Raw genomic sequence first — 15,564 nt, forward strand, 5'->3', positions numbered from 1 at the left:
ATTAGTCTCAAAACCCCAAAAGTCAACCCTTCAAGTAGCACTTCGAAAAGCCTTGCGTGACACCTCAGGGTTCAAAATAACCTTGCTTCTCGAAGTTTGCAACTTCGAGCTTATTTTACTTTACTATTAGTAGAACTCACTAGCGCTATCCAAAAAACCAATATGACAAAAAAACCAGCTACAAATACATGTAGCTGGTTCTTACTATAACCTTGCCTATCTGGGTACGTAGTTATAAACTTTGAGAGCTAAATCCTTGTTGCCACTAGTCGCAGACTAGCGGTAGCGGTGGGGTATACTTATCTGGAAAAAGTCGTACAAAACTTCGTTGGATGATTTATTTGACTTCAAAAGATTATGTAAGTGATCAATGACATCTAAATGATGCTTTTCAAAATTGTTGTCCTTAACAGTTTTTAAAATTTGTTCTATTGCATAGTCTTTATTTTGAAAATAAGCATCCAACAAAACTTTGTAAATAAAGATGTTATAATTATCCTTATTAAAATTGTTGCTCTTAAGATTGTTATATACTCTTTTCAAAGTTGTATCACCCTTCTTAGTTTCACCTAACCTTATATTAAGTATTCCGTTTAAAGGGTAATACTTAAAGTAATTCTCATTCGTTTTTTCAAGAATTTCTAATTGTTTAACAGCCTCACTAAATTCCTCAAGACTAATTAAATAATTGATTTTCTCGTCTATGTACCGCGGATTTTCCTTATCACAGTCAATAGCTTTATTTAAGTTAATTAAAGCATTTTTCTTATCTCCTTTCATTCTTAAAGAGATATAGGAGTCATAGACTTTCCGACAGTTTTGAAATACAGGCTTAATTTTGCAGCCCATAAATGTAAGCAACAGACATAACATTATTGCTTTTCTCATATATATAAGATTAATTTTCAAAGCTAAAGTTTAATACTTTACTTTGACCATTTTGATCTAGTCTTATTGGAACTACCGCATCAACATTTAAGTCAAAGTTAAAAGACTCTGAGTAATTTCTTGTCCTCCTAGAAACATTATTTAACCCTAAGTTTATTGTTGAACTACCAGAGATTGTAGATTCATGTGAGCTGCCTACTTTTTCTGGATTTGCCATATTTATATTTGAGCTATATGTAGGTTGTTTACCAGATGGTGTCCATTTTGAACCAAAAGAGGTATCTCCACCAATTCCCATGAGATTTACACCTGGAGCCGATGTGCTTACTGAAATATCTGTGGTGATATTAACACCTGTAATCTCTGTTTGTCCATCAATTCTTTCCATCCCACTATCTCCTGCATTGTCAAGTTCAAAACTACTACTTACGTTAAGTGCTACATTTAATCGCACAGGTGCTGGCAAACCTAAGAACCCTTCTCCTATTCCTCCATACGCACCTCTTCCCGCGCCTATCATAATAAAGCTTGTGTCAGAAAATTCAGCTGTACCTGAAGGGAGATCTAATGTACTAGCTACTTCTTGTAAATTCGCTCCTACATTTGTCCATTCCCCACTATCATTGGAAAAAGATTCAGATTGGTTATCAAACCAAACAATACTATTTCCAGATTTATTCTTAAACCAATCTGTTGGAGCCATACCATCAGGATCCATAAAATAAACTGGATTATCAAACGAATAGTTATACGGTGAGTGTCTGCGCATTTCTTCAGCAAGCGGATCTAGGTTCATCCATCTACCTAATGCGGCATCATAGTTACGAGCAGTTATATCAATCCAGCCCAAACCAATTTCATCCTGCTCTTCTTTATTCGTAAATCCATAGGTATGATCTCTACCTCTCAATACCTCATTATATCCATTATGCGTCAATCCAAACGGATAATAATTTTTTTCCTGTACAATCTCATCTTGGGTAATGCTACCATCTTTATTGGCATCCTTATAGGATAATCGTATGTTATCAAGATGATCCTTGAATTGATACACATACTTATACCCGTTCGCTTCTTTTTCTACAATTCCTTCTGCATGGTTAAAGAATTCAAGGGTATTATTTTTGTACACATAATTACCTGCATATTCCGTTTGCGTTAAAGAACTTCCCTCTGCTACGATTTTTTTCAATTTCGCTCCAGTGGCATCATAAATATAATCAATATCACCAGAGGTCTGCCCATTATCTATGGTAACTTTTGTAGGTAGATTTAAATGATTATACTGGATATCAGTGATTCCTTTATTACGATCCAAAATCATATTACCATTGATATCATACACATAATCATCATTGGTATTGGTACCATCTTTAAATCCGTAATCATCATTTCCTCCATCTGTTACTTTTCTTAGTTTATTACCACTATCATAGTCATAACTTAAAATGTCCATATGGGTGTAACTAGATGTATTTTGAAAACCGTTTCGAGTAAGACTCTCAATATTCCCCATTTTATCATAGGTTACACCACTCAGATTATAGCGATTATCATTACTGGTAGCTCCTGTAATACGATTTAGCGCATCATACTCATAATCATACCAACGTTTGGTATTATCATTTGCAGTTTTCCATGAAGTTTGGGAGATATTACCATTGTAAAGAGGATTCATTCCTGTATTATAAGCAATCTTAAAAGCAAACAAATCGTTCCCTATCACATCAGGATCATTAATTTTCGCTAACCAACCACGTACATTATAGCTGTAATCTACTGTTTGTAATCCTGCACTTGCAGTAACCTCATCACTCGATACGGTTCCTCCTACTTTTTTACGGGTCAATTGTCCTAATGCATCATAAGCGTTTGCTACAATCAACTCTTCTTGTTGCTCATTGATTTTCTGCACTTGCGATAGCAATCTCCCCATATGATCATAGGTAAACCTATCAATCGTTACGATTGGAGTATGCCCGTCTTTGGTATGCGTAGTTTTAGTTGCTAACACCTTACCCGCAAAATCCAACTGGGTTTCTACAATGTCTAAGGTTTTTAAATACTCATTTTTACTAGCTACATAAATCGGTCTTCCCTTTTGATCATAATAGGTAACCGTAGTAATCCATTCATTGGTATCTAATACTCTTACTTTGCTTCCTGTAGGTAAGGATCTAGTTCTGTCTGATACAGACTGTCCATAAACCGTTCCTGGATTTGATAATCCTTCGATATCAAAATCATAGGTATCATAATAATTAATTGTATATATATTCTGTATACTGGTAGGATATGCTTCTTTCGTATAATAGGCATCTACTCCATACACGGTAATAGGTGCACTACTTTTTCGCTCATATTGCTTAAAAGATGAAGAATAGGTGCGCCCTTGTAGTATTTTACGACTAGAATTATTGATCAATTTTCCGGTATATGCTACTCTTCCATGAGCATCATATTTGGTAAACAACCAATAATCAAAGGTTTTACCAGTATTCACTTTTCGAAGATTGGCGTCTTGCGTTAATACAGGCTGATCCAATTTATTATACACGATATACTCCCATCCTTTTCCAGGAATTTTCTTCTCTACAACTCTATTTCTAACATCATATTTATACTGGTAACACAATTCTGATAATTCTTCGTCTGATACACCATCTGCAACAGTTACTTTTGGTGGAATTACAAACGTAAGATTTCCAAAACGGTCATATACATAATAGGTGTCGTGTTCACCCCCATCTCCTTCGGTACTTCCCCCTGAAGATGGGGAAGAGCTATTGAATGCTCGTTTTAGAACAACTCTACCTAACTTGTCTTTGTATTCTTTGGTCGTATGATTGTTTCCATCCGCAGGTGTCCAATTTTCATCTTTGGTAATAGTTACATACAATTCTTCTGCAGTGTATGGATTGTCATTCTTCACCAATTGTGGTCTTTCTGTATCATTGTACAAAAAGGTAACATCAAAACGAACTACCTCATCCGTAGTATTTGTACCCCAATCAAATTTTATGGTATGATCCGTATCGCTAGATCGATCTGCTTTCCAATCCTTTCCAGGAGCTCCTTGTTCTAAGGTTCTATTCAAGGGCGAATTTTCTAAAACTGCTTCAGCGTATGCATTAAACTCAGAACTTGTAGCCGTTACTCCAGTAAAATCATTAGGATAGGTTGCTTTATAATAACTATTAATATCGCTTGATATAGTTACCGCTTCATAACTTCCTGAAGTGGTATTTCTTTCAAATGGTAAATACGTTTTTTCCTGTCTTCCTAAATCATCATATACCAAGTGTGTAATGATATCTTTATAATTAGGAGACGCCTGGATAGCAACTTGCTGCTTTGCTCGTCCTAAACCATCAAAGTAAGTAACGTTTTCAAGAACGTCTGCACTTTCTTGAATTTCAGTTGCTGATGATAGTGCTCTTTGAAAGCTTCTGGAGAACACATAATTTTCATTCGATAAATCCAACGACCCTATGACTGGAGCACATCCTTTAAAAGCCGTTGCATCATTAGGACATTGATCCTGACTATTCAGTACATATCCAGCAGGTGGTGTACATGCTTCTACAGATGTATTTGGATCTCCATACCCATCACCATCAATATCGGCATACCAAGTGACTGGAAAATCAATAGTATAATTAATAGTTAGAGCGGTACTCCAGCAACCGGTGCTATTATTCCTTGCTCTCAAATAATCTACAGAACCATTGGTCTTCGTAACTATTGCTGATGAATTAGCAGTACTTGTTCCTGATATACTGTTTTGCCAATACCAAGTAATTCCAGTTGGAGGATTGCCCCTAGTGATCGTTGTATTACTACAGTTATTAGTAATCACAGGCATTGACGGAATATCAGGAATTGTTTTTATACTATAACTTATTGCCCTTGAAGAAGTACTCCAACAACCTGTACTGTTATTTCTCGCTCTTAAATAATAAATACTCCCTTCTGTTCTGGTCACGGAAGTAGAAGAATCAGTAGCATCAAATCCAGAATCACTTCTTTGCCAATACCAGGTTATTCCACTTGGTGGATTTCCTCTTGTAAGCAAACTATTACCACAATTATTATCCACTGTAGGTGCTGCTGGAACATCAGGAATTGTATAGATAGTATAGCTTATAGTCCTAGCACTACTCCAACAACCAGTAGAATTATTTCTTGCTCTTAAATAATATGTATCACCTTTATCTAAGGTTATAGTTGTTGAAGTATTCGAAGTATCTATTCCATCAACACTATATTGCCAATACCAAGTGATACCGCTTGGAGAAGCACTTTTAGTAATATTTGCATGACCACAATCATTACTTACCGTTGGTGCCGAAGGTATCGCAGGATTACTATTAATACTATAATTTACCGTTCTAGCTGGACTCCAACAACCTGTACTGTTATTTCTCGCTCTCAAATAGTAAACACTTCCACTTGTTCTAGTTACTGAAGCAGATATATTTGAAGTACTTGTTCCAGATGCACTGCTTTGCCAATACCAAGTAATACCACTTGGAGGGTTACTACGAGTAAGTCTAGTACTGCCACAACTTTGGGTAATCGAAGGAGCTGACGGTATTGGAGGTATAGCGTTAATCGTATAATCAACATATCTAGCCGCACTCCAACAACCTGTGCTATTATTTCTTGCCTTTAAATATACTCGTGTCCCACTAGTTGCCGTATATGTCGTTGATGAATTTGAAGTACTGATACCCGATGGAATCGTTTGCCAGTACCAGGTTATTCCACTTGGTGGATTACCACGAGTTAATTTGGTATTTCCACAATTCTTATCAATTGTTGGCATAGCAGGTGTAGCCGGATTGTATTTCATACTATAGGTTATCGTTCTAGACGAACCCCAACAACCTGTACTATTATTTCTTCCACGTAAGTAGACCCTACTTCCATTATAAGCAGTATAAACCGAAGAAGAATTGCCTGTACTGGTACCTGAAGCGCTACTCTGCCAATACCAAGTAATACCTCCAGGAGGATTACTTCTGGTGATCTTTGTATTTCCACAATTGACTGTTATCGATGTAGGTGCGGAAGGGGTTCCTGGTTTTGGTGCTTCATCAACACTACCATCACAATCATTGTCCTTACCATCACATAGTTCTGGTGCGCCGGGAAATATGGTTTTATCATTGTCATTACAGTCCACATTGTTAGGAACGTATCCACTTGCAGGAGAACTTAACCAATTTGAATTTGGATCTCCATAGCCATCCTTGTCACTATCAAAGTAATATCTGGTACCAGGAGTACCATCTATGGGTTCATCTGTTAATTGCGCTTGTACGGTATATCCCATAAACCATAGGACTACCAGTATATATAATTTATTTTGCATGTCTTTTAGGTTTATGAGAATTAATTTTTGTAGTTATATGCATTTTCTGAAATCAGATGACCTTCTTCATCTCTTACATATTGCAATCGTTGATGTTCGTCATATTGGTAGTAAACAGTATATCCTCTGGCATCGGTCATACTTGTAATTCCAATCATAGGATCATAGGTATACGTACTTACCATAACATCATCAGGGAGTATATTTCTTAATGCATTCAGTGCCTGTCTTAAATCACCTTCTGTTCCGAGATTACCAATAGTTCTATCTACATCATCATTCGATTTAGACTGTATATTAGCCACATAACTTTCAACATCCTCATAGGTAGCATTTTCAATTTTAGCCACTGGATATTGATGGTCATATCCCCAGATATAGGTAATTGGCATTCCATCGGCTCTTGAAACTTCCTGTGGATTGCCATATGAATCATACGATGTGTATACTATTCTCGGCTCTAAAGCACTTGTATTTTTTGCAGATTCCACTACTTTTGGCAACAGTAAATTTGTACCCCAGTTTTCAAAATCTGTATGTACTCTGGAAACTTTACGATTCGCTGTTCCTTCTACTTCTGCTGTAATCACTTCGATAGGTGTCGAAATCTGATGTAAATCAATTAATTGTTGTTGTTCTGTGGTTCTACTTGATAAAGCAATATCTTGAGGGAAAATAGTTTTCGTATCTACAATTCTTCCTTTACTATCTTCAACATGTACTCTTGTCTGTTGCAAATGCTGTGCATTATCATAGAAATATGTCTGAGAAGTAACTAAAGGATTGTTTCCTTCTTGATCATATTGTTTTGTTATTTGTTTTTGTAGTACATGCCATTGCCGTTTTATATTGTACTGGGTAATATCAAATAATCTGTTCTCAAAAGTGAAGTTTTCATCTGTAATATAAATATATCCTTGAATAATATTAGTATGTTTTCTTACCGCATAAACATTGGTATTCTTATCTAAAGAAGTGTCGTGATAATAGTTATTAATAACTTCTTGAACTATTGTAAACTGATTGCCTTCTTTTTTGAAAACTCTTTCTCCTAATTTTCTTCCAAAACCAAAGAAGTTTGAAAGTGGAGTTCCCGATATATATTCGCCTAATACCGCAACATTCGGTTCAATACTATAATTAGTATCAAAAATGTGCTCTTTTGCTCCTCCTAAGAAATTTTCCCCAAACTCTTCAACTACATATCGATATCCTATGTGATATCCTTGAGAACCATACAATGGGAAAGCTGTATTTGAACTTAATATTGTATTTCCACATACTCCTGCTGGAATACATTTCCCTACAGGATTATAAAAACAAAAGAAAGTTTCCGAATTGGTAATTTGTGGTTCAATATTTCTATTAAATACTGTACCAGATTCACAGTCCAAACAGTCTAAACTCCCATAATGAAACTTCTTTACTTCTGTTTTTCCTTCTCCATTGAGTGTATTTACTTGTGCTAATCGAACACCTCCTACAGGAATATTTTGCTGTACTTCTGTTGGGAAAGCGTCTTTATAGGATAATTGAATATGAGACAAGCTGTAATGCGGGTCCAAACTAATTTCAAAACGATAATCATGGTCTTTTTCCAATCGAATCACCATAGATTTACTAAAATTGGTATTGGTAATACCATATGGTGTGGTAACAGGATTTGTAAAATTAATATCAGAAGTAAAATAAATAGGTTGTAATACTGGAGTACTTCCAGTGATATCGTAGATTCTGATTTGAGCGATATCAAAATCTAAAGGATTATCACCTCCGCCATTAATATCACCAACAAAATCATCAATATTAGCGGTAAAAGATAAAGTACCTTCGTGTGCATATTTGATGTCATAAATCTCAAAGCTATTATTCATTACAGCAGGATTGGTGACCTCAGCAGTTTTACTTGTAGTTGGAGGGTCAACGGTAACTGTACCGTAATAACCATGTCCTTCGTATAAGAAAGTATTACTACCTTTTGTTGGATAGGTAATTTGAGATAGTATTCCTTTTTGAGCGAAAGATGCGCTTGGCGTTCGATCTGCTGCATCAAAATCATTTAGCCCATTATATAGTACAAAATTACTTGATACCCTATCAATAGACTTTTGATCAATAAGGTTGCTATTTGAGCTTTTTCCGTTATAAAAACCCCAATAATCCTGAGCATATGAGAATCTTGATGGTAAGTCCTCTGGATGATCATAAGACAATACATAAGGATTTAAAGCAGTCCCATTTTCAGATTTTTGTGTAACGGAAGAAAGAAAATACCTTTTACTATAGTACTCTTCATCAACGATATCCCAATTCTTGGGTCCAGTTGCATCGTACACAGAATAATCTAAATCAAAAGATGAAATCTTTTGATTGTGTACATTTTTGATATCAATCGCATCTAGTTTTAAAAAATTGGTTGGCATTGAAGCCTTTTGCGAGTATGAAAAAAGTACACTTCCGGAATGTGTAGATCTTATTTCTGTCAAATAACAGAAATTCCCGAGTGCTATGTTCAGATATGCAGTATCGCTTGCCGAAGGAGCACAATAACCAGCAAGACCTTGGTAATTTACCAATCGATCCTCTCTCCTTACGCTTTGCGAAATACTATTGATATATCGACCTCCTCCTACTTGATATGAAAATGAAATTTCTTCCCCAGAAGGATGTGTTATTTTGGTTAAATACCATGCAGAAGCAACTGCAGCAGAATTTTCAGGATTATCCGCTTGATTTGTAGCTTCATATCTGAATTTCTCAATAGCATTTTCTCCTCCAAAGTAATATTTGATTCCATTGGGGTCTGTTATTCTAAAATGTGTTTCCGGATGTACTTGTATCAACTCTACTTTTAATGGAGAAGGTTCTATAAAAACCACTTCACGATTCAAAAAAGAAGTGGAGTTATCATCTAGATAAAACTTACCGCTAAAACCATTAAAATTGAATGAAAATATATCAGGTTGTGTATCTATTGCATTATTACCAGGCATGGTCGCTGCAGTTACAAAATTATATTGATCTACGCTAAAATCTAAGTTCACATCCTTTGCGGGAACATATTGATTTTCATCTCTCTGTCCTCTTACAGATCTTGTGATAACACCACCTGCAGAAAGGTTCCATCCTAAACCTACTGAGGATGCGTATTCATCAATCCGAATTCCGTTAGAACTATAATTAAGACTAATTGGAACAGATAACGGACCTGACTTAAATTCGTGAATCGGAATACTCACTTGCGGAGTTCCTGTAAATAATCCTACTGGAATCTGTCCATATTTTCCAATAGAAGCGGCTTCCGGAGAAATGGGTGTTACATCCGGTAGCTCCTGAGCATTGGTAATGACACTTACCATTGTCAGCATTAAAACTAAAAGCTTTTTCATAAAGTGTTTTGAATTACAATTGTGTTTTTCCCTAAAAAAGTTAAATCTATAGGTAATAGCTTTCTTTCATCATTTGTTACTCTTCTTAACAAATTTTAACATGAAAAAATTCAAAAAATCAAGAATAATAAGCCCATATCTAATGATTTATAAATATGGGCTTAAAGTCATTTTAAAACACTATTACCCCATTGATCCTCTTATGGAGTAGTGCAGAAACCATATCCATTAATAGTTGGTGCACAGAAACTACATTCACTTTGTGCGTCACAGGCAGTCGTTGAATAGCGTGGACATGGTTTTCCACAGGTACCTGTGCTATTTCCTCCACCTGGAAAAGATGTTTCATAAGGACCAGATCCTCCAGAAATCAATTTTAATGCTGTTCTATCAAGAGTTTTGGCTCCTTTATTAAATAAGCCATTTACATTCACTTTTTTCATTTTTAAAAAATTAAGAATTAGTATAAGATCTGAACATTTATAGACACTCAGAACGTATGTCTATTCAGCGCGCGAAAAATATTTTTGAATTTTGAATTTGGTTATTTACACTAGTTCATAGCGCAAATTTTCTTCTTGTAAGTCTTCAATAAAATAGAGGAGATCTTCAATAATGTACTCTTCTCTATTAAAAACATAATTATTGACCAATAAGGTAGGCGTGAGATATACTTTTTCGTTGATTCCCCAAACCTTTTGTTCTTGAAGAACCTTTATAATTGCTGGATGTATATCTATAAATTGATTCTCCAGCCATTTCTTTTTACCTTGATTCGAATCAAAACCATAGATATCATTTAGTGCATTTCGACAACTACTTTCTCCTTTCTGACTATAGATATGGATCAAGTGATGCGCAATTTGTGTAGCTGTATCTTCTATATTGCTAAAATCTACACTAAAACGAATCACAACTTTAACTTTATGAGGGTATATATCAAGAATTTTATCTATAGCTTCATGTGCCTTTTTACAATAAGAACATAAGGGATTGGTAATCAAAGTTAATGCTATTGGAGCCGAAGGATTTCCTAAAACAATCTCATCAGGTATATTGATATTATTTATAGGGGATTCTTTTACTAGAGAAGCTTTAAAAAAGTTGAAATTACGCTTAAATTTTAGATGTTGAATCTTCAAAACAGATAGCTCCTTATCCTTCTTTAAAAGTGGTTTTATGAAAAACCAAATTGCCATAACTATCAATATTCCAAAAGAAAACAACAATACTTGATTTAATGTAATTGCAGAAAGTAATTGGTTAAGTGGTTGATTATCTATAAAAGAACTCAAAAACTGAACAAGTAGAACACTCACAATTCCTAAACATAAAAGACACCATTTTTTAATTACCAACCACTGATATACTACCGAATATAACATCATTGGTATACTACAATAGCCGGCTAGTATTACTAATGGAGCTAGTGACGTGGTGCTAATTGAACTCAGTAACCAAAGTAATAGTAAGGATGAGAAATAAACAATCCCCATATCACTTAATTTTAGCACGCCAAATAACAAAGCTCCTTTTGAATTGATGGTAGCTTCACAGCTTGTTTTTTCAGAAGCATTACAAAACTTTGCTACCGCACTAGATCCTGAACCTATCTCTTGCTGAATGATCAAAAAACTAATAAATGCTCCAACAATCGAAAGAACAAATGAAATAAGTTGGAACGTTGTAAAGTCTGATTTTAGCATGATAGCTATAATACTCACTAAAGTTGCCGTCAATACAATGGATTGAACAGAAGTGCTACCAATACTCCTCTCGTTTACTTCACTTTTCTCATCATTAATACAAATAACAATTCCAGACCAAATTTTTATAAACTCCTCTTTGGAAATGATTTGCTCTTCTTTTTTACCTGTTTTTACAACCAACTTATTTCGTTTCATAGAAATTAAAGCCAATTGCGGTCCTTTATCTCCAATAATGTGTGCTAAAAAGTATTTTGGTAATTCGGCAAGTATCGAAAGCTCTTTTTGAAGTTCAAGTGCGTAATGTTCAATACCTAGATGATTAAACAGGTCTACGATAGCAATTAAATTTGGAAAATTAGGATGGCTTACCAACTGCAGGTTTAATTCATCCATACTAAAATGATATCCAGAGATATCTAAGTATTTTTTGATGATATGATAGATAGGTGTTTTCACAACGAAATTATGTATTTGAAGATGTTTTCTTGAGATTTTTAACTTCCATTAACCTAACCGAAATAAAAAGTTATCGGCTTTATGCTGGACTAACTATTTATGCGCTTGCTAATTCCTGAAAAACAGGGTCTTTTGAGATACTTTGTATCATACTCTTTTTAGTCTCACTTTTCTTTTTACGTAAGTAATTTTCTGTACATCCAGTAATTCGCGCCATCTCTTGGTAATCTTTCCCTTCAAAAATGAGTTGCCACAACCTCTTTGTTGTATCCTGTAGATTAGAAAAGTACTCATGAAACAGTTGTTTACGTTCTTTCTGAAAAAGCTTCTCTATGACAGTAGATTCTTCCTGATTCCAGTCATCCTTCAAAACATCCATGAACAATACCTTTTTGTTTCTATTTGCTTTCTTTAACCACATATTTTTACAAACTCCATAAAAATAATTCTGTATTGGAGTATCCACAACTAACTCTGAACTCTTAAATTTTAAGTATAATAGCATAATTGCTTCTTGAAAAATATCTTCAGTATCTTCTATGCAACCACCATTTTTAAGGATATAATTTTTGACCAAGGGAAAGTTCTTTTTATAAAACCATGTTAAGATGATTTCATCCCCATTTTTGATTCCTTCTCTTATTTTCTGTTCAGTAATCCCTTTCATATTTTCTGTTTTGTAGTAGTTATTTTTCCCTAAACTTTCGTTCAACAATCTGGGGTCAAATATAAGGTCAGAAAATGTCCAATTACAAGAACCTCAGCCTCCAATTCGTGGAATCATACCTCATAAAAACATTTGCAAAAATTTAAAAATCAATTAGTTACACTAAATTCAAAATAAAATCTGGATTCTTCTATTCTGACTATAAAAAGCAATAAAAAAGAACTTAAAATGAGAGAAAATTTAGATATTATCACTAAAAGTTGGATCTTGGAAAAGAGCATCAACAACTCCTAATATTTCTTTAAACACTTTTTTGTAAATCAAGTATTCCGTAATTTCCAAAAAACAAGTACAACTTAGTAGTAATCTTTTATGCCATCAAGACCGCTTTTAGAATTTACTGAAAAAGGAATTTATTGTGCCGCTGCAAAAGTGTACTTAGATCCCTGGAAACCTGTAGATAAAGCAATTATTACACATGGACATGCAGATCATAGTAGATGGGGACACAAACAATATATAACACATCATACCAATATCCCTATCATAAAACATCGCTTAGGCGACATCAATGTTACCGGAAAAGCATATGGAGAGACGTTCTCTATCAATAATGTAACATTTAGTTTTCATCCTGCTGGTCATATCATTGGAAGTTCACAAATTAGAGTAGAGCATAAAGGTGAAATCTGGGTGTTTACCGGAGATTACAAAGTAGAAAATGACGGAATTTCAGTTCCTTTCGACCCCATAAAATGCCATACGTTCATCACAGAATGCACTTTTGGATTGCCTGCATTTAAATGGGCTTCTCAAAAAGAAGTATTTAACGATATCAATACTTGGTGGGCTGAAAATAAATCTGAAGGCAAAACATCGATTCTTTTTGGGTATTCTCTGGGAAAAGCGCAGCGATTATTGAAACACCTAAATCCTGAAATTGGTAAAATCTATACTCATGGCGCCATAGAAAATATGACAAATGTTATTAGACCTATGGTTTCCTTTCCAGAAACTACATTAGTTACTAGAGAAACTAAAAAAGAAGATTTTGTTGGTAATATGGTTATTGCTCCACCAAGTGCGCATGGCAGCACTTGGATTCGTAAAATGGTTCCTTATGTTACCGCATCAGCAAGTGGATGGATGACCTTTAGAGGAGCCAGAAGACGTCGAGCAATTGATAAGGGCTTTGTACTTTCTGACCACTGCGATTGGGATGGATTACTAACCGCTATCAAAGAAACAGGAGCAACTAAAGTTATTGCTACTCACGGATATACCGAGATATTTTCTAGATACCTGAGAGAATTAGGGTATGATGCTCTTACAGAACAAACACAATATGAAGGTGAACTTGCTGAAATAGATGCTAAAAAAGAGAGCGAGGTACTCGAATGAAACGATTCGCAAACCTTATCAAAACGCTGGACAGCACGAATAAAACAAACATAAAAGTAAATGCATTAGCCTCCTATTTTGAACAAGCAGAAGAAAAAGATAAAGTATGGACCATTGCTATTCTTTCACATCGAAGACCTCCGAGGCCTGTAAATACTACCTTATTAAGAACATGGGCTTCAGAACTAGCAAATATTCCACTTTGGCTATTTGAAGAATCCTACCATATTGTGGGTGATCTTGCCGAAACGATTGCTTTGGTCATCCCATCTTCAACAAAAAGCACTACAAAAACATTAACTCAGTTTTTGGAAGAAATGATTGCCCTTAAAAAGAAAACAGAGCAAGAAAAAAAAACATATCTTCATGAAAACTGGGCAGTATTGAATTATTATGAACGATTCGTATTTACCAAATTAATTACAGGTGGTTTTCGAATTGGAGTAAGTCAAAAATTGATGACAAGAGCCTTGTCTAAAGCTACCAACATTGATGAAGATATTTTGGCGTATAAACTAATGGGAAACTGGGATCCTAATCGTATTTCCTTTCAAGATTTGGTGTTAGAAGAAAAAGAATCCGACTTTCTTTCCAAACCCTATCCTTTTTATTTGGCCTATGCCGTTGAAAATGAAGCGTCAGATTTAGGAGAGGTAACCGATTGGTATGCAGAACATAAATGGGATGGTATTAGAGCGCAAGTTATTATTAGAAATCGCGAAATTTTTGTTTGGAGTCGTGGGGAAGAGCTTGTTACTGACAAATACCCTGAATTTCAACAGTTTTTAGATTTTATTCCTGATGGAACCGTTTTGGATGGTGAAATTTTACCATTTCCTAATGGAGAAATTGGAACTTTTAATGAGCTACAAACCAGAATCGGTAGAAAAACCATTTCTAAAAATTTATTACAAAAAACTCCTGTAGTATTAAAAGCGTACGATCTTTTGGAATGGGAAGGAAAAGATATACGAAACCTTTCTTTTTCCAAAAGAAGAGAATTCTTGGAAATTCTCTATCATAATATTTCTAAAGATACTTCAGAAGAAGCACTCAAAATACCATTACAGCTATCAGAAAAAATGACTTTTAACTCTTGGACAGCAGTAGCTGATGAACGTAATAGATCCCGATCCGTAAGATCAGAAGGATTGATGTTAAAAAGAAAAGACTCTCCTTATCTAGTTGGTAGAAAAAAAGGAGATTGGTGGAAATGGAAAGTAGATCCTTTAACTATTGACGCAGTATTGACTTATGCTATGAGAGGACATGGACGACGATCTAATCTATTTACAGATTACACCTTTGGGCTTTGGAATGATGATAAAACGGAGCTTGTAACTTTTGCAAAAGCCTATTCCGGACTTACGGATGCAGAATTTAAAGAAGTGGATAAATTTATAAAGGCAAACACCTTAGAACGCTTTGGACCTGTAAGAAGTGTAACTCCAGAATTAGTTTTTGAAATAGCTTTTGAAGGAATTGCACTATCTAAAAGACACAAAAGTGGTGTTGCTACTCGTTTTCCTCGTATTTTACGATGGCGACAAGACAAAAAAATTGAAGAAGCTAATTCTTTGGAGGATTTGAAATTACTCATAAAATAGTATCTTAAGACACCTTTCCTTCAAAGGAATAGATAGTTCAACAAGGTTGAATCGAATAGGGTATATAGGT

The 15,564-nt window shown here is 34.9% G+C and carries 8 protein-coding genes; 2 read left to right on the plus strand and 6 right to left on the minus strand.

All coding sequences use genetic code 11. The annotated features are described in order from the left end of the window. Window positions 1-276: 276 nt before the first annotated feature. The 6 genes from GBO31_RS23835 to GBO31_RS23860 all read right to left on the minus strand — a co-directional run bounded on the left by GBO31_RS23835 (window position 277) and on the right by GBO31_RS23860 (window position 12,486). The gene (locus GBO31_RS23835; protein WP_219011134.1) at window positions 277-888 is read right to left on the minus strand and encodes a tetratricopeptide repeat protein; all 612 of its coding nucleotides are present in this window, start codon (window positions 886-888) and stop codon (window positions 277-279) included. Between the two features lie 10 nt (window positions 889-898). Then, on the minus strand, window positions 899-6,265 hold the full coding sequence (locus GBO31_RS23840) for a DUF6443 domain-containing protein (protein ID WP_219011135.1): 5,367 nt from the start codon (window positions 6,263-6,265) through the stop codon (window positions 899-901). Between the two features lie 20 nt (window positions 6,266-6,285). Next, on the minus strand, window positions 6,286-9,654 hold the full coding sequence (locus tag GBO31_RS23845) for a hypothetical protein (RefSeq protein WP_219011136.1): 3,369 nt from the start codon (window positions 9,652-9,654) through the stop codon (window positions 6,286-6,288). 200 nt (window positions 9,655-9,854) lie between these two features. After that, on the minus strand, window positions 9,855-10,097 hold the full coding sequence (locus GBO31_RS23850) for a hypothetical protein (protein WP_219011137.1): 243 nt from the start codon (window positions 10,095-10,097) through the stop codon (window positions 9,855-9,857). 105 nt (window positions 10,098-10,202) lie between these two features. After that, window positions 10,203-11,819: a vitamin K epoxide reductase family protein gene (locus GBO31_RS23855; protein WP_219011138.1), complete on the minus strand. Its 1,617-nt coding sequence runs from the start codon at window positions 11,817-11,819 to the stop codon at window positions 10,203-10,205. Window positions 11,820-11,916: 97 nt separating this feature from the next. Beyond that, window positions 11,917-12,486 (minus strand): RNA polymerase sigma factor, encoded by a 570-nt coding sequence (locus tag GBO31_RS23860; protein WP_219011139.1) that lies wholly within the window; start codon window positions 12,484-12,486, stop codon window positions 11,917-11,919. 372 nt (window positions 12,487-12,858) lie between these two features. On the opposite strand from GBO31_RS23860, the gene GBO31_RS23865 reads away from it, so the two are divergent. Continuing rightward, the gene (locus tag GBO31_RS23865) at window positions 12,859-13,887 is read left to right on the plus strand and encodes a ligase-associated DNA damage response exonuclease (protein WP_219011140.1); all 1,029 of its coding nucleotides are present in this window, start codon (window positions 12,859-12,861) and stop codon (window positions 13,885-13,887) included. Continuing rightward, a complete protein-coding gene (locus GBO31_RS23870) occupies window positions 13,884-15,494 on the plus strand; it encodes an ATP-dependent DNA ligase (RefSeq protein ID WP_219011141.1) in 1,611 nt (536 codons plus the stop codon). Before GBO31_RS23865 ends, GBO31_RS23870 begins: the two co-directional genes overlap by 4 nt. Window positions 15,495-15,564 lie beyond the last annotated feature (70 nt).

This window comes from Aquimarina litoralis (genome assembly GCF_019295435.1).
GTDB lineage: Bacteria > Bacteroidota > Bacteroidia > Flavobacteriales > Flavobacteriaceae > Aquimarina > Aquimarina litoralis_A.

Excerpts from the sequence above, each read along its gene's own strand:
- GBO31_RS23835 (WP_219011134.1), bottom strand. The coding sequence starts at position 888 with ATGAGAAAAGCAATAATGTTATGTCTGTTGCTTACATTTATGGGCTGC.
- GBO31_RS23840 (WP_219011135.1), bottom strand. The coding sequence starts at position 6,265 with ATGCAAAATAAATTATATATACTGGTAGTCCTATGGTTTATGGGATAT.
- GBO31_RS23845 (WP_219011136.1), bottom strand. The coding sequence starts at position 9,654 with ATGAAAAAGCTTTTAGTTTTAATGCTGACAATGGTAAGTGTCATTACC.
- GBO31_RS23850 (WP_219011137.1), bottom strand. The coding sequence starts at position 10,097 with ATGAAAAAAGTGAATGTAAATGGCTTATTTAATAAAGGAGCCAAAACT.
- GBO31_RS23860 (WP_219011139.1), bottom strand. The coding sequence starts at position 12,486 with ATGAAAGGGATTACTGAACAGAAAATAAGAGAAGGAATCAAAAATGGG.
- GBO31_RS23865 (WP_219011140.1), top strand. The coding sequence starts at position 12,859 with ATGCCATCAAGACCGCTTTTAGAATTTACTGAAAAAGGAATTTATTGT.
- GBO31_RS23870 (WP_219011141.1), top strand. The coding sequence starts at position 13,884 with ATGAAACGATTCGCAAACCTTATCAAAACGCTGGACAGCACGAATAAA.